This is a genomic window from Streptomyces sp. NPDC006879 (assembly GCF_042869595.1).
In the GTDB taxonomy this organism is placed as follows: domain Bacteria; phylum Actinomycetota; class Actinomycetes; order Streptomycetales; family Streptomycetaceae; genus Streptomyces.
Genome location: NZ_JBIAGC010000008.1, coordinates 32,362 through 54,165 on the forward strand (window position 1 = coordinate 32,362; position 21,804 = coordinate 54,165).

General features: G+C 67.5%; 16 protein-coding genes. 7 read left to right on the forward strand and 9 right to left on the reverse strand.

Features of this window, described 5'->3' with window-relative positions; genetic code table 11:
* The 5 genes from ACFYMC_RS08885 to ACFYMC_RS08905 all read right to left on the reverse strand — a co-directional run.
* Window positions 1-3,320, reverse strand: a 3,320-nt coding sequence (locus ACFYMC_RS08885; RefSeq protein ID WP_388520998.1) for a SpaA isopeptide-forming pilin-related protein, incomplete at its 3' end; no start/stop codon positions are given.
* Window positions 3,321-4,069: 749 nt separating this feature from the next.
* Window positions 4,070-5,125, reverse strand: a complete 1,056-nt coding sequence (locus tag ACFYMC_RS08890; RefSeq protein ID WP_388521001.1) for a PP2C family protein-serine/threonine phosphatase — start codon at window positions 5,123-5,125, stop codon at window positions 4,070-4,072.
* 571 nt (window positions 5,126-5,696) lie between these two features.
* Window positions 5,697-6,287 carry a copper resistance protein CopC gene (locus ACFYMC_RS08895; RefSeq protein ID WP_388521004.1) on the reverse strand — a complete coding sequence of 197 codons (591 nt, stop codon included), beginning with the start codon at window positions 6,285-6,287 and terminating at the stop codon, window positions 5,697-5,699.
* Window positions 6,266-6,823 carry a superoxide dismutase family protein gene (locus tag ACFYMC_RS08900; protein ID WP_388521007.1) on the reverse strand — a complete coding sequence of 186 codons (558 nt, stop codon included), beginning with the start codon at window positions 6,821-6,823 and terminating at the stop codon, window positions 6,266-6,268. Before ACFYMC_RS08900 ends, ACFYMC_RS08895 begins: the two co-directional genes overlap by 22 nt.
* A gap of 304 nt (window positions 6,824-7,127) precedes the next feature.
* A complete protein-coding gene (locus ACFYMC_RS08905; protein WP_388521010.1) occupies window positions 7,128-7,886 on the reverse strand; it encodes a hypothetical protein in 759 nt (252 codons plus the stop codon).
* A gap of 672 nt (window positions 7,887-8,558) precedes the next feature.
* Here ACFYMC_RS08905 and ACFYMC_RS08910 point away from each other — a divergent pair.
* From ACFYMC_RS08910 to ACFYMC_RS08920, 3 genes are all read left to right on the forward strand, one after another.
* Window positions 8,559-9,962 carry a DNRLRE domain-containing protein gene (locus ACFYMC_RS08910; RefSeq protein WP_388521013.1) on the forward strand — a complete coding sequence of 468 codons (1,404 nt, stop codon included), beginning with the start codon at window positions 8,559-8,561 and terminating at the stop codon, window positions 9,960-9,962.
* Window positions 9,963-10,051: 89 nt separating this feature from the next.
* The gene (locus tag ACFYMC_RS08915; protein ID WP_388521016.1) at window positions 10,052-11,410 is read left to right on the forward strand and encodes an MFS transporter; all 1,359 of its coding nucleotides are present in this window, start codon (window positions 10,052-10,054) and stop codon (window positions 11,408-11,410) included.
* The gene (locus ACFYMC_RS08920) at window positions 11,407-12,414 is read left to right on the forward strand and encodes a TolB family protein (protein ID WP_388521019.1); all 1,008 of its coding nucleotides are present in this window, start codon (window positions 11,407-11,409) and stop codon (window positions 12,412-12,414) included. Before ACFYMC_RS08915 ends, ACFYMC_RS08920 begins: the two co-directional genes overlap by 4 nt.
* Window positions 12,415-12,479: 65 nt before the next feature.
* On the opposite strand, the gene hpnR is transcribed toward ACFYMC_RS08920, so the two are convergent.
* The 4 genes from hpnR to ACFYMC_RS08940 all read right to left on the reverse strand — a co-directional run bounded on the left by hpnR (window position 12,480) and on the right by ACFYMC_RS08940 (window position 17,209).
* The gene (hpnR, locus tag ACFYMC_RS08925) at window positions 12,480-13,973 is read right to left on the reverse strand and encodes a hopanoid C-3 methylase HpnR (RefSeq protein WP_388521022.1); all 1,494 of its coding nucleotides are present in this window, start codon (window positions 13,971-13,973) and stop codon (window positions 12,480-12,482) included.
* A gap of 146 nt (window positions 13,974-14,119) precedes the next feature.
* Window positions 14,120-15,343 carry a Rieske 2Fe-2S domain-containing protein gene (locus tag ACFYMC_RS08930; protein WP_388521025.1) on the reverse strand — a complete coding sequence of 408 codons (1,224 nt, stop codon included), beginning with the start codon at window positions 15,341-15,343 and terminating at the stop codon, window positions 14,120-14,122.
* Window positions 15,344-15,732: 389 nt separating this feature from the next.
* On the reverse strand, window positions 15,733-16,503 hold the full coding sequence (locus ACFYMC_RS08935; protein WP_388521027.1) for an STAS/SEC14 domain-containing protein: 771 nt from the start codon (window positions 16,501-16,503) through the stop codon (window positions 15,733-15,735).
* A 250-nt stretch (window positions 16,504-16,753) separates the two neighbouring features.
* Window positions 16,754-17,209, reverse strand: coding sequence for a universal stress protein (locus ACFYMC_RS08940; protein WP_388521029.1), 456 nt, complete (start codon window positions 17,207-17,209; stop codon window positions 16,754-16,756).
* Window positions 17,210-17,481: 272 nt separating this feature from the next.
* Here ACFYMC_RS08940 and ACFYMC_RS08945 point away from each other — a divergent pair, with 272 nt between their 5' ends.
* From ACFYMC_RS08945 to ACFYMC_RS08960, 4 genes are read left to right on the forward strand one after another with little or no spacing between them, the layout of a single operon-like run.
* On the forward strand, window positions 17,482-18,798 hold the full coding sequence (locus tag ACFYMC_RS08945; protein ID WP_388521032.1) for an ABC transporter substrate-binding protein: 1,317 nt from the start codon (window positions 17,482-17,484) through the stop codon (window positions 18,796-18,798).
* Window positions 18,795-19,736 (forward strand): carbohydrate ABC transporter permease, encoded by a 942-nt coding sequence (locus tag ACFYMC_RS08950; RefSeq protein WP_388521035.1) that lies wholly within the window; start codon window positions 18,795-18,797, stop codon window positions 19,734-19,736. Before ACFYMC_RS08945 ends, ACFYMC_RS08950 begins: the two co-directional genes overlap by 4 nt.
* A gap of 23 nt (window positions 19,737-19,759) precedes the next feature.
* Window positions 19,760-20,569 (forward strand): carbohydrate ABC transporter permease, encoded by an 810-nt coding sequence (locus ACFYMC_RS08955; RefSeq protein WP_388521386.1) that lies wholly within the window; start codon window positions 19,760-19,762, stop codon window positions 20,567-20,569.
* 38 nt (window positions 20,570-20,607) lie between these two features.
* Entirely contained in the window at window positions 20,608-21,792 is a 1,185-nt protein-coding gene (locus tag ACFYMC_RS08960) for an ABC transporter ATP-binding protein (protein WP_388521038.1), read from the forward strand.
* The last annotated feature ends 12 nt before the right edge of the window (window positions 21,793-21,804 follow it).

Sequence of the window (21,804 nt, forward strand, 5' to 3'; positions counted from 1 at the left end):
GGCGGCGTGTTCTCCGCCGTAATACTCACACCGTCCTTGGCATTGTCCTTCGTCAGCTCCAACGGACCGAAGACCGCCGGGTCCAACAACGGGTAACCGTTGGGAGCCTTCGTCTCCTGCCAGTAGTAGACACCCATGTCCAGAGAGCCAACCTTCAAACGGCCCTCACCATCGGTGACACCAGCCTCGCCGACCTTCGTGTCAGGCTTCTCGCCATCCAACTGAAGACCATCAGTGCCGTTCGACTCACGCCACAGCTGGAAAGCAGCACCCTCCAGCGGCTTACCCGTCTCCGAGTCAACCTTGACGACCTCAACAGCACCGCCCTCGGGCTCGCCGTTCCACGGGTCGTCGTCCTTGACGCTCTTGTGGCTGAACTCGCCCTCACCGTTGACGGTGGACTGGTCAGTGTGGAGCTCACCGACCTTCAGGTCGTACAGCGTCGCGGTGCACTTGTAGCTACCGCCGACCTCGAAGTACTGCTCCGGCTTCGACTTCGGGTCCTCCGGGTTCTCCGGCCACGAGGCCTCCCAGATCACCCGCTTACCCTCCGGGTCCGTGCTCTTGGTCCCGTCAGGCCACTCACAGGTCAAGTCCTTGACCTTGGCATCACCCTTAGTCACGAGGTCACCGACCTCGATCTTGTACAACCGCTCAGAGCCGTTGTTGGTGACATCCATGTTGAGGATCTTCTCCCGGGTGTCCGGAAGAACGACCTTCTCCTCTTCGGTGTCCGCGTCGGAGTTGGTCTCCTCGTCCTTCTTCTCGATGTCGATGTCCGGCCGCCGGTTCGGCGCCGTAACCGTCGCACCGGCCTCAGAGTTCTCCTCCGTCAGCTCCAACGGACCGAAGACCGCCGGATCCGGCAGAGCGTACTCCTTACCGTCCTTGTCGACCGGAGCCTTCGTCTCCTGCCAGTAGTAGACACCCAACTCCAGGTCACCAGTACGGCAAACACCCTTACCGTCCGTGACACACGGCCCGCCGACCTTCGTGTCAGGCTTCTCGCCATCCAACTGAAGACCATCAGTGCCGTTCGACTCACGCCACAGCTGGAACTCCGCACCCTGCAGAGGCTCCTGCGTCTTGGCATCAACCTTGACGACCTCAACAGCACCAAGAGCGGGCTGGTGGTAGCCGAAGTCGTAGGTGTGGTTGTCCTGACCGGCGTCACCCGTGGTGATGGTGTGCTCGGGGAACTTCCCACCCGCGGGGACCTTGCCGTCGCTGTCGATGAAGTCGTTGTCGCCAGCGTCGTTCTGGGTGACGACCCACTGGTAGAGCGGGCCGCCCTGCTCGTAGTCCGCCGGGTTGTCGATCTTGATGGTGTACTCGGTCCTGAACTTCAGACCACCGGGCACGTTCGAGTTGTCGAAGTAGTACTCGCCACGAGCGGTCGTCTTGGTGGTGGCCACCCGCTTGCCCGCCGCGTCGTACAGATTGACCGTCGCACCGTTGACGGGCTTCTCACCCGGGTCCTGGATGCCGTCCTTGTCGACGTCGTACCAGACGCGGTTGCCGATCTGGATCGGCGCCTCGTCACACATCACTTCGAGGTCGGCCATGGAGCCGCCCTTACCGAAGGTGTCCGTCAGCGTCTTACCGCCGTCCGCGGCACCGGTGAAGCGGTTGATGAAGCCGGTACCGCTCTTGTAGGTCTCACCGGACGGGTCGACGATCGAGGTCGCGATGTTCTCCTCGACCTTCGATAGCGCGATGCCCGCGAAGGCGGCCTCCGGGTGCCAGACGGTCCGCGCGTCGCCGGCGTAGTACTCCTTGATGCCAGCGACGGAGGAGTTGTTCTTGCAACCGCCGTTGGCATCCATCAGGAAGCCACCGGTACTGCCCTTGCAGGCCCGGTTGATGTCGCCACCCGGCATGGCGCGTACCAGGCGGGTTTCCCCAGGCACTGCCGTGACCTGGTGGCCCGACTGGTCGGTCCAACGGTCACGGAAGCCGAGAACCAGGTCCCCGTTGGTCTCCACGACGATGTCGGCGAGCACTGGCTGCGGGTAGCCGTAGCGGATGCCACTGGCCTTCGAGCACGTCTTGCCGTCCTGGGTGTCGCGCCAACCGTCCGCCCACGGGTACCAGCCCGCGCCCTTGTTACAGGTGGCGAGGGTGTCGGTGACCTCGCGGGCGAAGTCCAGCCTCTCGTCCATGACGATGGCGGTGAACTCTCCCGCCTCCGGGTCAAACGTCTGCACGACGGCCCGCAGGTCTTCCTTCTTCTGCGTCGACTCCGCCGAACAGACACCGCCCACGTAGACCACGCCGTCCTGGACGCCGAGGCCGAAGGGCCGCCAGTCGTCGGATGACGAGCAGTCGGGGTCGGGGATGGTGTAGGACGCCTTCGGTTCACTCGCGGTCTTCTGCGTGGCGTCGTAGCGGTAGAGCTTCTTGTCGTTCAGGTTGACGACATAGAGGTCCTTGCCGTCCTCGGACACGTCCACATCGCCCAGCGCCTCCTTGGTGACCGTCGGGCTGAAACCGACGTCCATCTCGGAGGTCATGTTGTGTGCGGTCGTGCCAGCGTTGGGGACCGTGGTGAAGAGAGTGGTCTCCCCGGTCGCCTTGTCGGTCAGGTAGATCCCGCCCTGACCGGCCGGGCCATAGGCGGAACCACGCCGGGCCATCGCACCCGAGAAGATCCACTTTTGCTGCTTGCTGTAGGCGATGCCGTACAGAGCACCCGTGGTCGCCTTGTCCGACAGGTCGGTTACGCCGTTGCTCCGCTGAGTCCAGTTGCCGCGGGCGTTGTAGGGGAAGCTGACCAGAGTCCGGGTGTCGTTGTCCGCAGGACCACCTGCGTGGTCCTTACGGATGCAGGCGGTCACCAGATCGGCGTTCTTCTGGCAGTAGTCGACCGGGTTCCAGAAGGCCGTGGTCAGCTCGACGTCATTCCCGCCGGACACGACGACGAACTCTTCGGTGCTGGTGAGCGTGTCGGGCGAGCCGCTCAGCATGCCCTCATGCGAGGCGAAGGCCGAGTACAGCACGTTCGGCTTCGGGTTGATGACCTGCACGCGGTACTTGCCGCCCACTAGCGGGGTGCCCGACGGGTCGAAGGTAACGGTCCCGTCAGCTCCCGTCCGGCCGGTGATGGTGCGTCCGCCGTCGTCGGTCAGCGTGACCTCGACATCCTGCATTCCGGGTTCGAGGACCCGGTCCCACGTGCCGTTGGCATTGACCTCGCGCACCACACGGACTTTGACGGTGCCGTCGCCGGCTTCTGCTCGGGCCGCGGCGGGAGCCGCGGCCATCGCGATGCCGGACGTCAGCATCGGCAGGACGACGCCGAGGGCGGAAAGCCTTCGCATCAGGGGTCTGCCTCGGCTTGGGGAACTGAGAGGAGAAGGTCGGGGAAGCAACAGGAATCCTCCTGAATCTCACGTGTGTGGGATGAACCCCGCCTGCCACGTTCGGGCGGGCTAGTTCCGTTCGTAGTGCCACAAACACATTCCCGCCACGTGGTGATTGACCTGGTTAGGCCATGATCATGAACCCAACCACCTGAACGGGTGCTTCACTGACTTCTCGCCCGTCTCTTCTGTCCGTGCTTTTCGTTTGATGACGGAACAGCAAGTTGGCCAATGGGAGGAGCTTCGCTTCTCAGCGAATGTCCATTGCCGCCACACCGCACGCTTTCCCCTTGGGGCACTTCCTGTTCACCTTTCGAGAACTCCGCCGTGACCTGCCGGCCACGGCCTTCCACAACGTCAAGCGACGGCGAGCGGGCCTCCGCCTGGCCGTGCTGGTGACACGGATCCCATGGAGGAGGCGTCCCGTCATGCACACTGCGCGCCCGGCAGAAATCGGCTGCCATCGCGGGTGTCCAAACATTTGAAAGAGGCCCCAGTCGCATCCGTGCTCAAATCGTTACCATCTGAGCCCACCTTGAGCGTGCATAGTCAAACCCAAATGCCGGGTGCACGACAAAGGCCCACCGGAACGCCACCCTCGAAACAATCGCGTTGAATCAAACTTCAACGAAACCCCGCACCGACGATGGATCATCGTTACTCAATTGAAATGTCTATGGGCCTCGCCAGCGGAATGTTTCACGTAGTCAGTCCGCTGGCATATGCACTGCCGCCAATAGGGCGAGGTCGTCCGAAGCTTCTCCTCCTGTGTACCGCGTGACCTCGGTAACCAGGGTGTCCAGCAAGAAGCCGGGCTCTGATTTCAGTTGAGTCCACTTACTCAAGGACCGGGCGACGGGGAAGAAGCACCCGCTCGCATCCCGTGCCTCGGTGAGGCCGTCAGTGAAGAGCAACAAGGTCGCTCCCACTGGAAAGTGGTGCTCCTGGACCATGGCGCAACCAGTACGGTCGGGGCGGAGTTGCAGATCTTCCATGCCCAGCGGCAGTGCCGGCGCCACTGGCTCCAACTCCTCCAGCCTGTCCCCCGGCCCCACCAGGAAAGGTCCCGGATGGCCGCGGCTCACCATCCGCAACAGACCGGGACCTGGAATCTCGACGAACACCGCGGTGGCGAAAACCTCGTCCGCCTCTGCGGCCGGCCGCCGCGCCGTCTCGCGGCGGAGCGCCTGATCCAGCCGATCGGCCACCGCCGGCAGGCTGTCCTCGTGTTCTGCCGCCTCGCGAAAGGCACCCAGCAACACGGTCACCGCGGCCACGGCCTCCATTCCCTTTCCCCGCACGTCACCGAGGAGCAGTCGAACCCCGTGGGGCGTCTCCTGGATCGCGTAGAAGTCCCCACCGATCCGGGTGTCGGCCTGTGCCGCTTGGTACCGTGCCGCCACCGCCAGTGGGCCGAGTCGGGCAGGGGGCACAGGCAGAACGGCCAACTGCACTGCTTCGGCGACGGACCGGATCGATGCCAGACGCTCGTCACTGCGCCGCACGACCCTGTTGAAGAAGACCGCCAGCACGGCCACGGTTGCCACGGTGATCGCCTGAGTGACGGCCTCCATGGGGTGCAGGCCACCCGACAGCCGCATGAGCAGTACCAGCAAGCCGGTCGCCGCCGCACCGACGGCCACCGTGGCCCTGGCCGACAGGACCGGCGCCGCCACCATGGGCGCCGCAGCGAAGAAGGCGGAGATGATGTAGTCCGGCGGCGTGAGCCATTCGGTGACGGCGCCCAGCACGAGAACCGCCAAGGGTAACCATCGCACCAGAGCCCGGACCCCACTTGCCGTTACGCGTCCCTGTTCGTCTCCGTGCACGCCCTCACTCTCGACCAGCAGCACCGCCCGACCTGCCCACGGCGCTCCCGAAGGGGAGAGTACTTCCCCTCATTGGCCCAAATGAACGGCCTGATGGTACGTCAAAGAACCTCTGTTCAGGCCCACTCCCGTGAGTAGTCAGCAGTGACGTAGTGTCACTTTCCGGGCGGACTGGCTGCGGGAGAACTCGACGATGCCTGGACCGTCACCTGCCCGTCCCGCCTGGGCCCGCACCCGTTGGCCCTGCGACAAGAGTGCCGCGCGGCTAAGGGCTGTCCCGTTATCCCCGGTGGATCAGCGCACGGCGTCAGATGCGGTGCATCGCAAGGCGGAGGGTTGTCTTAAGGGTGCTCCCGCGATCCAGCCGACGGGAGGGTGCCGGGAGGGGCGATCACGGTAGGTTCCCGGCGGATGACGCGGGGACGGTGGCCCGCGCCACGGGCCACCGTCCCTGTGTCATGGCCCCGGCCGTGTGGAGTTGGGCTCGGCTGGAGCCGCCCTGCGATCAGGTGCTGGCCCTCCTCCTCCCCGTGGGCTTCGACCTGCGCAGCGAGCGCAGGACGAGGACACCGCCGCCCAGGGCCACCGCAACGGCTCCCCCGAGGACCACCAACGCCGTGGTGCGGTCGGACTCCGACGGCGTGCCGACCCGCTGTGCACCGGGGGCCGGCAAGCTGAGGGCCCGGCAGACGGGCGGTGTGACGGCAGGCTTGGCGCCGTCAACGACCTGGAACTGGTAGGAGTTGGTCTGGGTGTCCCCGTCCGCGGCGGTGACGGTGTACGTGACCGTGGTGATGCCCGGGACCAACGGAGGGACGGCGACGCAGGCGAGGGAGTCATCGGCCATCACCGGCTGACCGACGGCCATCGCGGCGCCGCCGGGTCCGGTCAGACCGATCTCCGCCGTGGTGCCGGCCTTGAGTTGGTCGAAGGTCAGCGCGATGACGTCGAGGCCGGGCCCGACTTTCGCGCCAGGACCCGGTGAGGCGTCCTCCAACGCGGTGTGGGCGTACGCGGGAGTGCTGCCGAGGAGGAGCAATACGCACAGGCACCCCGGCAGAGCCGCCGGCGCCCTCAGAAGTCGAAGTCCGCGCATGCTATCCGGTTGTCCATTGCCTCGCGCGGGTGCACGACAAGGGCGACGGCGTCCGCGCCCGTCTTACGCGTGTTGTTCACCGTCGTCATGCCTTTGCCATCCGGGTCGGCGGTGAACATCAGGTGCACCTCGTTGGGTGGCATGGTCGCGCCGCCCTTCTCGAATTGGAAGTGCGGGCCGCCGTTGCCGTCCGCACAGTGCTTGGCGTGCAGGTGCGCCATGTAAGTGGCGCCCGGCTTCAAGCCGGTCAGGGACACCGTGACGGTGCTGCCCTTCGGGCCCTGGGCGAGCCAGGCCGTGCCCTTGACATCGTCCATGCCCGGCGGCCTGGTTTCCAGCAACTCCAACTGGCCCTTGACCACTTCGGCACCGGGAACCTTGTCGGCGGGGACAGCTGAGGGGTCACCCATCGCCATGCCGCCCATCTTGTCCGTAGCCATGGAGTGCGACGGGGACGCGGACTTGTCCGCCGCGGCGTCTTCGGAGGGGTTGTCCCCGCAGGCTGACAGAAGGGCGGCCGAGGCCACCAGGGTCATGCAGACAACCGCCAGCCTGCCGCGTGAACTGCGCGCGGCAGGGGGGCGGCCACACCTATCGGATGTCACCGGCTGCACCGCCGGAGGGGTGTCATATGCCATGCGCTCGGACTTGCGGTGGTTCATAGAGGGAACTCCTGATTGCTGACGCGGGCCAACGCCCGACGTGGTGCATGCGCGCACCAAACTCGGCTGCATCACCGACGGTGGGCGGAACGGACCTGGAAAGACGTGACCGACGCCCTACGGGTACGCAGGTCGTCCACCTGCACCCCGGCCAAGGCGGCTACCAGGAGGACCTGTCTCAGGTCCCAGTGGCAGCACCCGGTGACGCGGGGGAGGGAAAAGTGACTTTCGCTCCCTCCTGCGGCGGTCCCCTTCGTACGACGGCGTGCCGCAGCGAGGCGGAGATGGGCTGCGGGAACACGCGCCCGGCAACGAGGGTGCGGCACGTGCGTGGCTCTTGCCCGGGGCTCGTGCGGAGCACTACCCGCCACACCCGACACAGCGGCGCGAACAGTAGGGCGGCCAGCGCTCGGACGGTTCGGTGCACCGCTACCTCACCACGCCACAACCACAGCCCGCACACGACCGCCGCCAGTAGGTGTGCCAGAAGCATCCCGGTGGAGTTGCCGTGCGCCAGGGCGAACAGGGGTGAGGAGTCGTGCAGTGCGCCGGCCGGGTCGAGATGCCCGGCGACGTGGTGAACATGCGCGCCCGCGCCGGATCCCGCCGGGGCTTCAACCCCTGGCGCGGCTCCCCCTGACGGTCGGATCGGCGGGTGCGCGAGGCTGAACAGCAGGTGAAGCAGACCCTGCGCGGCGACCGTGGCACCCACGACGGTGACGGGGCCGCGTTCTCGGCCGGTGAGCCACCATGAGCCTGCGGCGGTCGCGGTGAGAGCGAAGCCCACTGCCCACCACGGCACCGGATCATCGGAAGTCAGGGCGTGGCCCAACGCAGTCGTCATCACGCAGACGGCTGAGACAACCACCGCACGGGCAGGGCGCAGGACGTCGGCGGTGTTCTCCACGACGCCCTCCATGCGGAGGTTCACGGACATCAGGGCTTCCTCAGGGCTGACCGGCTTCCTTCTCTCACGGCTCGGCGGGGCCGGACGTTCACCGATCGTCCGGCGCGGTGGAATCGCAACCGATCGTATCCGGGCGCGTCTTGCGCTCTCCAGGGCTGTTGTTGGCTTCGGGCGTCCGTTGCTCGGCTCGCCGCACGAAGGAGCCCCAAGTGGACAGCTGTGGCATCGGGTTGCCTCCCTCCGGCGGTCCACCCGTGTGGCGTCGGCGAACGACGGGCGGGGCACGAGCCCGGCAGGCTTTCGTAGTGCACTGTGTGACCGTACCCGGGCGGGGTGGGGCGTGGGGATGATTGCTCACGGCTTCCCCGGTTCGGATGCCGTGACGGAAAGGGGGTGACTCGGCCGCCTGGTCACTCCCGACCTGCTGGTCACACCAAGAGCCGGGAGCCTTCGGCCTCGTGTCCCACTGGGCATCGGGTGTCGCCAGCGCCGTTGATGCCTGATCGCCCGGGCCGCCCTGATCCGCTTGACCACGGCGGGCCGCCCCGATCATCCGGACGCACTGCGGAACAGCCGGTGATCAGCGGGGCAACCCCTGTGATTCATCCAACCGCCACCGGGCCAACCTCGGCACAACACCGGAGCGCATCGCTGGCGGCCTACCTTCCGTGACGCCCTCGTTCCGCAAGCGAAAGGTTTCGCATGCCCAGTCGGAAGGTCACCACGGTGGCCCTCGTCGGCGTTCTCGCCTCAGCCACCGTGGCCACCATGGCGCTGACCGCCCTCGCCCCCACCGCCTCCGCGGCCGGCACCACGTTCACCGCAGCGGCGGACACCTATGTCGACTCAAACCACAGCACCACGAACTACGGCACCTCGCAGCAACTCGGAGTCGACCACAGCCCGGTCAAGGAGATGCTGCTGAGGTTCGACGTGACGGGTCTCACCCAGCCGGTGACCCGCGCGACCCTGCGGGTCCACGTCGACGACGTGTCCGGTGCGCAGAGCAGCAGCGGCGGCACCTTCAAGGCCATGTCCAACACCACGTGGTCCGAGACCGCCGTCACGTACGGCAACAGGCCCGCCATCGACGGCGCCACCCTGGGCTCCCTCGGCTCGGTCTCCCGCAACACCTGGTACGAAGTCGATGTGACCTCGTTTGTCACCGGCAATGGAACCTTCGGTATCGGCGTCACCTCCTCCAGCAGCAACGGAGCCGACTACGACTCGCGGGAAACCGGTTCCACCGCTCCGCAGTTGGTGCTGGAGACCGGCGGTGGCCCCACCCCCACCCCCTCGGGTTCCACCAACCCGCCGTCGGGCGATCCGGTGCTGGTCGGCGCAGGTGACATAGCCAATTCAGGCTCCGGCGACAGCGCGACCGCCAGTCTGCTCGACAACATCCCGGGTACGGTGTTCACCACCGGTGACAACGCCTACCCGGACGGCACCGCCTCCGACTTCGCCACCTACTACGAGCCGACCTGGGGCCGCCACAAGGCCCGCACCAGGCCGGCGCCGGGGAACCACGACTACCACACCTCGGGTGCCTCCGCGTACTACAGCTACTTCGGGGCGAACGCCGGGCCGGCAGGCAGGGGGTACTACTCCTATGACCTAGGCAACTGGCACGTCGTCTCGCTGAACTCGGAGATCAGCATGTCCGCTGGCTCCGCCCAGGAACAGTGGCTGCGCGCTGACCTCGCGGGGAGCAACAAGCCCTGCACCGTGGCCTACTGGCACAAGCCCCGCTGGACCTCGAGTTCGGGCCACGGCCCGAGCACCTCGACCGGCCCCCTGGTCCAGGCACTGTACGACTACGACGCCGAGCTCATCCTCACCGGTCACAACCACCAGTACGAGCGCTTCGCCCCGCAGAACCCGAGTGGCCAGCTCGACAACGCGCGCGGCATACGGCAGTTCGTCGCTGGAATGGGGGGCGCCAGCTTCTACGGCTTCGGCACCATCCAGCCCAACAGTGAGGCGCGCAACAGCAACACCTTCGGTGTGCTGAAGCTGACTCTGCACGAGGCCAGCTACGACTGGGAGTTCGTGCCACAGGCGGGCAAGACGTACAACGACAGCGGCACCGGCACCTGTCACTGACCCTCCTGACCACACCAGGCGCCGCTCCCGTCACCCGTTCTACGGCGGGGCGGCGTCCTCCCTCTGCATCGCCCGGAGGTCGTACTCCCGTGTATCTCTCCACGATCGGCCGCAAGGCGCTGCCGACCGACCCTCCAGGGACCCCACTGCGGGGCCGGTGGTCCATGGTCGGTGGCAACGTCTTCGCGCTCGGCTCCGTCAGTCTGATCACCGACGTCTCGGCGGAGATGGTCACCGCCGTGCTGCCGCTGTATCTCGTCCTCGGGCTGCATCTCAGCCCGGCCGCGTACGGCGTCCTGGACGGGCTCAACACCGGCGCCACGGCCCTGCTCAGGCTCGTCGGAGGCTACGTCAGCGATCGGGTCAGCCGGCGCAAGGCGGTGGCCGGAGCCGGTTACGGCCTCTCGGCCCTGGCGAAGATCGCTCTCGTGGCCGCAGGGAGTTCAACTGGGTCCATCGGTTTGGTACTTGCCGCCGACCGGGCGGGCAAGGGGCTGCGTACCGCTCCCCGCGACGCCCTCATCACTCTCTCCGTCCCCGCGCACGCGCTCGGCAGGGCCTTCGGGGTGCACCGCGCCATGGACGCCGTCGGCGCCTTCGTCGGTCCTCTGGTGGCTCTCGCGGTACTCGCGGCGGCCGGGCAGTCCTTCGACGCCGTGTTCGTCACCAGCTTCTGCGTGGCGACCCTGGGCGTCCTCGTCCTCTTCCTCTTCGTTCGCGACCGGAGGCAGACCCCAGCGCCGTCCGGCAGCGTCTCGCCACGTGCGGTCGGACGCCTGTTGCGGACCCGAGCGGTACGGCGGCTGGTGTACGCAGCCTGTCTCCTTGGGCTGGCCACCATCGGCGACGGCTTCGTGTACCTACTGCTCCAGCGGCGGCAGTCGCTGTCCATCGGTTGGTTCCCCCTGTTGGCCGTCGGAACCAGCCTCTCCTATCTGCTCCTCGCGGCCCCGCTGGGGGCGCTGGCCGACCGGATCGGTCGGCTGCCGGTGATGTTGGGCGGCTACGGCGTACTCGCCTTGGTCTACCTGCTGTTGCACGGCCCGCTGGGCGGGCCTGCCCTCCTCGTCACGGTCCTCGCGCTGCACGGTCTCTTCTACGCAGCCACGGACGGCGTGCTGATGGCCTTCGCGGGACCTGTACTGCCCGAACGCCTGCGAACCACCGGCATCGCGCTGATCCAGAGCGGCCAGGCCCTGGCCTACTTCGGCTCCTCCGTGCTGTTCGGGCTGGCCTGGCAGCTGTGGGGGGACGCAGCAGCCAGTCGGGGCGCGGCAGTCGGGGTGGTACTCGCCGGCACGGCCACGGCCGTACTGCTCGCCCCCAGGTGGCTCGCACCGCCCGAACAGGGCACGGCGAACGGCCTGGTCGAGGACCCGCCCGAACACCCGCCCCGCGGTCCGTGCACAGCGCGGACCCCGGACGAAAGGACCGGTACTCTCTCTTGAACGGCCCGACCCGACGTGTCAAGATCCTCATCACCGTGATCGCCACCGTCCTGCTCACGGCTCTGGCGACCACCGCCGTCGTTCGCGCCCGGCAGAGCCCTACGGCCGCCTCCCCCGGCGGCAGCCCCGCTGCGGCCACCACCGAACCGGGTGCCCCTGGCCGTCCTGGGGCCCGACTACAGGTGCTCAGCAACGGGTTGCTGTCCATGGTGTCCCTGGCTGACCCCAGCGGCCCGCGCACCGTCACGACGCAGCACTGCGAGCGTGCCTACACCGCCGGTGGGACCACCGCCTGCCTGACCCCGGTGGGCGCACTCAGCGGACCGAGACTGCTGGTGCTCGACGAGGACCAACGCACTCGGCGCAGCGTCGCCCTGACCGGGCTACCCAACCGGACCAGGGTATCCGCGGACGGGCGCCTGGTCGCCTGGACCGTGTTCGTGGGCGGAGACTCGTACGCGGGCGGGGGGTTTTCGACCCGGAGCGGGATCCTCGACACACGGAGTGGTGAACTCATCAGTTCTCTGGAAGAGTTCAAGGTCCTGCGGCAGGGGCGTCACTATCGGGCCGCTGACATCAACATCTGGGGCATCACATTCGGCTCCGACGACAACCGCTTCTACGCCACGGTCTCCAGTAGGGGCGTCCGCTCCCTGGTGGAGGGCGACCTCGCCGCACGGACCCTGCGCACCCTGGCCGACAACGTGGAGTGCCCCTCACTGTCGCCGGACGGATCCAAGATCGCCTTCAAGCAGGCCGTCGAAGCCGACCCCGCCAAGGGCTGGCGCCTGACCGTACTCGACCTCGCCACCCTGCGTCGAACGGAGTCCGCCGAAACACGGACGGTGGACGACCAGGCCGCCTGGTTGGACGACAGCACCCTCATGTACGCCCTACAGCGCGCAGACGGAACGAACGACGTGTGGAGCGTGCCTGCGAACGGCACCGGCAAGCCCAAGATCCTCGTTCCCGGTGCCAACTCACCCGCCCTGCTGCCACGGTGACCAGCGCGCCAGCGGCTGTCCCCGCGCACGGTTAGCCCGGCGCGAAGGGCAAAGCGTGCGGGGCCTCAGCGCGCCGGCCCGGCCTCATGGCGGCCGGCCGGTCGGGTGTGCACGTAGAGCTCGCGGCGGTCCCCGATTTGATGGTGCTGCGGTAGCGGGAGTTCGTAGCGCACCGGTTTTTGATGGTCCGCCAGTTGGCGGCTCGGGTTGTAGACCCGGTTGAACTTCCACAGCATGCGGGCGAAGTTGGTCTGCCCGTGGGCGAGGTTGGTGCCCAACACGCGAAGGGCGCCCATCGCGGTCCCCAGTCCCAGATGCTTGCGGTTGATGACCTCCTGGGTCCGTACCAGTTCGCGGTAGAAGACATCCAAGGGCAAGTGGGTCGGCACGACGGCATGTTGGATGTCGAACAGCCGGTAGTCGCGGGTGGTGAGCCGGCGGGACTCGGTGTGCCAGATCTCCGTTCCCGGATATGGCGTCATCACGGTCAGGTGCACGATCTCCGGAACGGCGAGGGCGAAGTCCCTTACCACGCGGAAGCGTTCCTCGTCCCAGGCCGGGTCCACGATGAGATTGATCGCCACGTTGATGCCGAGCCGGCGCGCCGCCTCCAGGGCACGGAAGTTCTCGTCCGGACTCACCCGCTTGCGGTACAGGTCGAGCCCTTCGGCGTCGATGGCCTCCATTCCGAGGAACATGTAGCGCAGGCCGAGGCGGGCCCAACGTTGGAACACCTCCTCGTTGCGCAACAGGACGTCGCTGCGCGTCTCCAGGTAGTAGCGCTTGCGGATCTTGCGGCGTTCCAACTCGGCTGCGATGGAGTGCCCGTGCTCGGGGCGGATGAAGGCGACGTCGTCGACGATGAAGACGTTCGGCTCCCGGATGGAAGCCATCTCCGCGCCCGCCGCTTCCGGGGACGCCTTGCGATAGCTGCGTCCGTAGAAGGTCCATGCGGAGCAGAAGGAGCAGTCCCACGGGCAGCCCCGGGTGAACTCGATCGAGGCACACGGATCGAGTTCACCGATGAAGTACTTGCGGCGGTGGCGCATCAGGTCGCGGGCCGGCACGGGGCCGTCGATGCTGTGCAGCATGCCCGGTTGGGGTCCACGACCGGTCGCCGTGACGATGCCCGGTACGCAGTCCACCCCGCCGTCGCGCACTGCCTCCAGCAGGGCAACGACGGCCGGCTCGCCCTCGCCCCGTACCACGGCGTCCACCGCCCCTTCGGACTGTTCGATCACGTCTTCCGCCACGAAGGACACGCTGTGCCCTCCGAAGAAGACGAAACAGTCCGGGCGGATGTGCTTGGCCGCACGGGCGAGCCCGAGGGCTTCCGGGATGTTGGCGAGGTAGTTCAGGGACACCCCGAGGGCGTCGGGCCGGAAGGAGGCGAACTCGCGGGCCAGCTCTCTCGTCCCCGTCACCTGGAGGTCCACGATCCGCACGTCGTGGCCCGCGTCGCGCGCTGCTCCGGCCACCCGCTCCAGGCCGAGCGGCTCCAGCCGCAGGAAGATCTCCGAGTACATCAGGGCGCTGGGGTGGACGAGTAGCAAACGCATGATCACCTCGGGGGCTGGAACCGGAACGGGGCGTGGGAGGTCGGGCCTCGGGGCCCGCTGCCGCCGGGCGGGGCGGGCGCGCACGTCAGGGGACGGCTGAGCTCGCAAGGCCTACTCGGTTCCCGGTCATCACAGCCCCCGCCTCCTCAGTCGCCCGCGGGCGCATCCGAGGAGTGCGGGCCGACGACCTGGTCGGAACACGGGTTCTCGTCCCCGCCGCCAGTGGATCCGTCCAACACAGGGGCGCTGCCCGCAGGGCGCAGTGGGACGCCGTTGGCGCGCAGCACCTCACGGACGTCCAGGATCAGTGGGAAGACCTCCCGGTTGCGGTCCTCACCCTGTTCCTCCCAGGCGCGTTGCTCGGCTTCGACTGCCCTGCGGTCCTCCGCGAACACCCGCTCGGTGAATCGCCGGACGAAGGGCCAGGCCAAGGACATGACGCCCGGGACCGAAGGTTTCTCGATCATGAGCAGGCCATACGCGTGGCAGGTCCGCTGTTCGTAGTCCTCGGGCACGTAGGTGGCCCAGAGGCTGAAGGCGGGCCGGTCGGCGTGCTCCGGAACCAGGTCGAGCGTCTGATACGGGTACTCGGTGCGGATGGTCATCACATCGCGGGAGTCGCCGCCGCGGATGCCCTCGGCAGCCAGTAGACCAGCGCCGTGGTTCCGCTTGCCTCCGGCGTGGCTGAACAGGTACTTCGCCTCCACCCACCGCGCACCACTTCGGTACTGCAGCAACTCGGGATGAAGCCTGCCGACCACACCGCGGTGGAGGAACTGATGGTTCATGTCGAGCAGGTTCTCGTGCATGAACGAGTAGTGGCAGCGCACCGTCCGGGAGTAGGTCATGGTCCGGTGCCTGGGTGAGCCGTAGGCCGGCAGGTCCGGCAGCGCGGTGCCCGCCGCCCTCTGCGGATCGCCGGGGAAGACGAACACGAGGCCGTACTGCTCGCGGACGGGGTAGGAGCGCACGCCGCGCGGCGGCCGACCGTCGCCTTTGGACAGGTACGGGATCTGTGAGATGCGACCGTCACCCCGGTAGGCCCAGGCGTGGTAGCAACAGCGGAGCGTATCGCCCTCCACCACACCCATGCTCAGCGGTACCTGCCGGTGGGCGCAGCGGTCCTCCAGGGCGTGAACGGTGCCGCTCGTCCCGCGGTACAGCGCGATACGCTCCCCGGCGAACGCGGTTGGCACCACCCGCCCGGCACGCAGTCGTCTGGACAGGGCGACCGGGTACCAGAAGTCCGGGTTCGCTCCGACGCGCCGAAGATCGGTGGGGCCGCGACCTGTCACCTCTGGCCCTGGTGGCCGGCTGCTCCCGGCCCGGGCAGCGAGGAACGCGGCTCCTTCGGAGTCGGTCTCGGCCATGTCTCTCCCTTCGCAGATGGCGAAAGCCAGCGCGATCGGTCGGGACGTCACGCCTGGCGGCGTCGAGAGCGCCGATGCGGCGGACGTCGCCCTCGTTCATCCTGGCGCCCGGGGGTCGACCGCGCCCCGCCCAACGAGTCCGGATGGGTTATATCTCCTGTGACGATGCAGGTCAGCCTGGGTGTCCCCGCTCGTCAGGAATGCGCCCTCGGCTCACCGCGCGAAGAGGTCTGGGGCAGGAGGGCGGCTTCTTAGACGGACCCAGCCGATGGGGCCAGTGGTTCAGGCGCCGTGCCACGACCGACGACGGCTGGTGCCCTCAGCCTCGACGCGGGCGCCGCTGTCGATCCCCCACAGCTCCCGCACCGCCGGAGGCTGCGGGAGCTGGCTCACTCGCCCGAGGCGTCGGAGGTGGCGCCCATCGGGCGTCCGGCCCAGGCCAGCGCCTCGTCGAGCCCGTCGTAGTCGAAGGGCCGCACTTCGGCGCGCACGAAATGGTTGGCCAACCGAGGAGCCAGCGAGGCGAGCCTACTGTCCGCCGCCAGGGCGATCCTCTTGACCTTGCGATGGTGGTCACGCACGAACCTCAGGTGGCGCAGCAGCCCGTCGACGTTCTCCCAACCGGGAAACTCCTTCGCGTGGACCACGATGCCGACGAGTTCCTCATGGGTCGCCAGCCAGTTGTCCACGGTCAGTGTCAGAGCCTCGAAGTCCTGCGCGCGCAGGGGTTGATCGAGTTCGACCACGAGCACCCCGGTCTCGGCCACCAAGCGGTGGGACACCCCGGGCCCCTCCGGCAGCGAGACCAGCCAGCGCAGTGCCTCCTCGCGCTCACCGCCCCCGAAGACACGGACCGGGCAGGACATCAGGAAGCCCATGAGCCGGCTTGACTCCCGGATCCAGCCGATGTCGCTGACGATCGCACAGCCTTCGAGCAGACGCACGGAGCCGATCCCGACCTTGAAGTCCTCCCAGCCCGCGCTCGGAGTGAACGACTTGAAGTCGGAGCCGAACTCGTACAGGAACCGGATGCGGCTGCCCTCTTCCCGGGCCTTGTCCAGGAGGGGTTCGATCACCGTCTCGTAGTCCCTCTTCGTCACGGTCCCCACCGCCCGCACCGCGTCCACCCCGGCCGGTGCCTCCTCGATCCTCTCCAACATGTCGCTCCCTCTCAGCGCGTGCCCGCGCGCGCAACGGACGGGGCTGGTGCAGCCCCCTCGAAGGATCTCTCTTCGTCCATTCTCCCCACCCGACCACGCCGGGTGCACGTGGATCACCGTCGGCTCGCGGCCGGGCCCTGCGACACCGGGTGGGCCCCTGATCCGTACCCGGTCGAGGAAGCGCGGTGTGGTGGCCCGTGCACAGGTGCCTTGGCCGTAGTCGTGGCCCGGTGCTGTGGCTGCGCCTGCCTCATGCGTCGGGCTGGGTGCCCCGGCGGACGATCACCACGGGACACGGTGCGTGCAGCGCGCACTGCTGGCTCACGGAGCCCAGTAGGAGTCGGGTGAACCCGCCACGGCCCCGGTTGCCCACCACCAGCAGTTCGGCGCCCCGAGCAGCCTCGACCAGTATCTCGGAGGCGTTTCCGCGCACCACCCGCTCGTCGAGCGACACGTCTGCGCGCAGCTGCCCAAGTACGGTCCGGGCCTCCTCGCCGAGGTGCTTCTTCGCCTGTGCGGCATCGAAATCGGCGTCGACGGCGGGCGCCGACCAGCCCACCGCTCCCGGCACGTCGTACGCGGCGACGGCATCGACCCTGCCACCGATCCGTAGGGCATGTCGCACGGCCCACCGCAGGGCCTCGTAGGACGCCTCCGATCCGTCGATGCCGACAACCACACGGGGACCTTGATCTGTGGTTTCCATGACTGACTCGCTCCCTTCCCCGGGCGGATTGGTCTTCTACCCGCGCAGGGAGGGACGCATCCCTCACCCGGCGGGCGACCGTCACGCTGCCCCGGGTCTCCACCGCGCTCGTCCCGTCATCCTCGCTCCCTCCGGCTGAACGGGTGAGCCTTCGGCGAGGCAACCCCCGGGGATGCGGACACTGCACCCGCACCCCATAGCGTGGCCGGCGTCCGGGGCTCCTGGCCGTCCTGTCCGGACCCGGCACCAGCAGCCACGAAGGGGGTGAAGCAATGGCGCGCCTCCCCGGCATCCCTGGCCTGACACCAGGCAGCGGCGCCCGGTCCCGTGGCGGGGCCGGACGGCTCATCCGGGCTCTTCTCGCCCTGCCCCTGATGGCCACGCTGCTCTCCGGCTGCGGCTCGGACGGCTCCGGAGCGACGATGTTGAACTGGTACAACTTTCCTGACGATTCAGGGGCGTTGGCCACCGCGGCCAGTAGCTGTTCCCAGCAATCCGGTGGCCGCTACCAGATCAAGTACAACAAGCTCCCCCGCACCGCCGACGGACAACGCCAGCAACTCGTCCGGCGCTTGGCCGCTGAGGACGACACGGTGGACATCATGGGCCTGGACGTCACCTGGCCCGCCGAGTTCGCTGAAGCCAAGTGGATCCTCCCGTGGACGGGGGACGCCCTGGCGGAGGCCACCCGGGACACCCTGGAGGTCCCGCTACGAACGGCGCTCTGGAAGGGACGCCTGTACGCCGTCCCTTACAACACGAACACCCAACTGCTCTGGTACCGCAAGGACCTGGTCCCCACGCCACCCAGGACCTGGGCCGAAATGATCAGGATGGCCGAGGATCTGGCGGAGCGGGGAGAACCGCACTACGTGGAGATCCAGGGTGCTCGCTACGAAGGGCTCACGGTCTGGTTCAACACGCTCGTGGAGAGCGCCGGGGGCTCCATCCTCAACGCCACGGCGACAGCGCCGTCCTTGGGCCCACCCGCCGTACGGGCAGCCTCGATCATGAAGGGTGTGGCCACGTCAGCCGCCGCGGACCCGTCCCTTTCCAACCAGATGGAGGACCAGAACCGGCTGGCGATGGAGTCCGGCAGTGCCGCCTTCGAGCTCAACTACCCCTTTGTGTATCCCTCGATGCGGGCCAACAACCCGACCCTCTTCAAGCAGTTCCGGTGGGCGCCGTACCCGGGGGTCGAACAGGGCCGGCCGGCCAAGCCCACCATCGGCGGTATCGACCTGGCCATCGGCGCCTACTCCCGCCACCCCGAGCTCTCCTTCGAGGCTGCCCTTTGCCTACGGAACCGACAGAACCAGCTGACCGCCGCGCTCCAGGGCGGCCTACCGCCCACGCTGCGCTCCCTGTACTCGGACCCTGCCCTGGTGAAGGACTACCCCTTCGCCGCCACGGTCCTGTCCGCCCTGGAGAACGCGAGCATCCGGCCCAAGACGCCCGCCTACCAGAACGTGTCGATCGCCATCTCCGACACCCTTTCGCCGCCGAACGGGATCGAGCCCAGCCGGGACGTGCGGACGATCGGTGACCATATCGAGGACGCCCTCAACTCCAAGGGGCTGATCCCGTGACCCAGCCCACTCCGGCCGCCCAGCGGGGTGCGCGGCCCGCCAAGGAGGACCGCGCCCGGTCCGAAGGCGCCCGGCAGGAGCGCCGGTTGGGCTGGCGGCTGTGCGCGCCGGCCGTGACCGTGATGCTCGCCGTCACCGCCTACCCCATCGTGTACGCCCTCTACCTCTCGCTCCAGCGCTATGACCTGCGGTTCCCGCAGCAGGCCCGGTTCGTGGGGCTGAGCAACTACAGCGCCGTGTTGTCCTCCGAGTTCTGGTGGGAGGCCCTGTGGGTGACGGTGTTCATCACCGTGGTCTCGGTCGTCGTGGAACTCGTGCTCGGCTTCGCCCTGGCACTGGTGATGCACCGCACGATCTTCGGCCGCGGCACGGTCCGGACCGCCATCTTGATTCCGTACGGCATCGTCACCGTGGTCGCGGCCTATTCGTGGCAGTACGCCTGGACCCCCGGTACCGGCTACCTCGCCGACCTCCTACCTTCTGGTGAAGCCCCCCTGACCGAGCAGTGGCCGGCCATCGGACTGATCATCTTGGCCGAAGTGTGGAAGACCACGCCCTTCATGGCCCTGCTGTTACTCGCCGGCCTCGCCCTGGTGCCGGAAGAGACCCTGCGTGCGGCCCAGGTGGACGGAGCCGGAGCGTGGCAGCGCTTCTTCCTGGTGACCGTGCCCCTGATGAAGCCGGCCATTTTGGTCGCCCTGCTCTTCCGCACCCTGGACGCTTTCCGGATCTTCGACAACATCTACATCCTGACGGCCGGTGCACATGGCACTGGCTCGGTGTCCATCCTGGGCTACGACAACCTGTTCACCGCGCTCAACCTCGGCATCGGTTCGGCCATCTCCGTGCTGATCTTCCTGTGCGTGGCGCTGATCGCCTTCGTCTTCATCAAACTGTTCGGGGCAGCTGCCCCCGGCTCTCAGGAAGGGGGGCGCTGATGTCCGCCACTGCAAGGCGACGCATGTCGGGGTGGGCCGTGGCCAACACCATCGTGATCGCCTATGCCCTGTTCCCGGTCTGGTGGATCATCGCCCTGTCCTTCAAGGACCCCAGTACGCTCACCGACGGCAGCTTCATCCCGACCAAGTGGACCTGGGAGAACTACCGAGGGATCTTCGAAACCTCGGAGTTCACCCGAGCTCTGGTCAACTCCATCGGCATCGCACTGATCTCCACGGTGATCGCCGTGACGCTGGGCACGATGGCTGCCTACGCCGTCGCCCGGCTGCGCTTCCCCGGCAAGGGACTGTTGATCGGCATGTCGCTGCTCATCGCCATGTTTCCACCGATCTCCCTGGTCTCGCCCCTGTTCAACATCGAGCGGATCATCGGAATCTTCGACACCTGGCCCGGCTTGATCATCCCGTACATGACGTTCTCGCTGCCTCTGGCCATCTACACCCTGTCAGCCTTCTTCCGTGAGATCCCCTGGGACTTGGAGAAGGCGGCCAAGGTGGACGGCGCCACCCCCGCGCAGGCGTTCCGGCTGGTCATCGCTCCGCTCGCAGCGCCAGGAGTGTTCACCACCGCGATCTTGGTGTTCATCTTCTGTTGGAACGACTTCCTCTTCGCGATCTCGCTGACCTCGACCACGGCGGCGCGGACCGTTCCCGCCGCGATCGCCTTCTTCACCGGCAGCAGCCAGTTCGCCCAGCCCACCGGCTCGATCGCCGCCGCCGCGGTGGTGATCACCATTCCCATCATCGTCTTCGTGCTGCTCTTCCAGCGGCGCATCGTGGCCGGGCTCACCTCCGGCGCCGTCAAGGGCTGACCGGCGGCAGCCGTTCGTCAGGACAAGAAGGACCGACCGTGGCAGAGATCGTTCTCGAAGGCATCACCAAGCGCTACCCCGATGGTGCGGTGGCGGTGAAGGACGTCAACATCACTGTCGAGGATGGTGAGTTCGTCATCCTCGTCGGGCCCTCCGGCTGCGGCAAGTCCACCACCCTCAACATGATCGCCGGGCTTGAGGACATCACCGAGGGCACCCTCTACATCGACGGACAGGTGGTCAACGACCGGGCGCCCAAGGACCGTGACATCGCCATGGTCTTCCAGAGTTACGCCCTCTATCCGCACATGAGCGTGCGCGACAACATGGGGTTTGCGCTCAGGCTCGCCAAACAGGACAAGGCGTCCATCCGCGAGAAGGTGGAAGAGGCCGCCCGTATCCTCGACCTGACGGAGCACCTGGAGCGCAAGCCCGCCAACCTCTCCGGCGGACAGCGCCAGCGCGTGGCGATGGGGCGTGCCATCGTCCGCGACCCGAAGGCGTTCTTGATGGACGAGCCACTGTCCAACCTCGATGCCAAGCTCCGCGTCCAGATGCGTACCCAGATCTCCCGCCTGCAACAGCGCCTGGGCAGCACCACGGTCTATGTGACCCACGACCAGACGGAAGCGATGACCCTGGGCGACCGGGTCGTGGTGATGCGCGGTGGAGTGGTGCAGCAGATCGGCACTCCGCAGCACCTCTACGAGCAGCCCGACAACCTCTTCGTCGCCGGATTCATCGGCTCACCCGCGATGAACTTCCTGCACGCCACGGTGACGGACGGCCGCCTGCACACCTCGGTGGGCGACCTCGCTCTCAGCGACCGGTTGCGCCATGCCCTGGAACTGCACGACGCGCCCAGGGACCTGATCGTGGGCCTGCGCCCGGAGGCCTTCGAAGACGCCTCCCTGGTCGAGGCTGCCCGGGTCGGGTCAGGTACCACCTTCAGCGTCGGCATCGACGTGGTGGAGTCCTTGGGCTCCGACGTCTACGCCTATTTCACGGAGGACGAGTGGCAGCCCACCGCCACGTCCGAACTCGCCGAACTCGCCGCCGACTCGGGTATGACCGACACCGGCGCCGGCGGCCACCAGATCGTCACTCGCCTCAACGCCGCCACCCAGGTACGCGAGGGCGGTACGGCGCAACTTTGGGTGGATACCTCGAAGATGCACGTCTTTGATCCGAATACCGGTACCAACTTGACGCTGTCCACTTGACCAGCCGGCTGA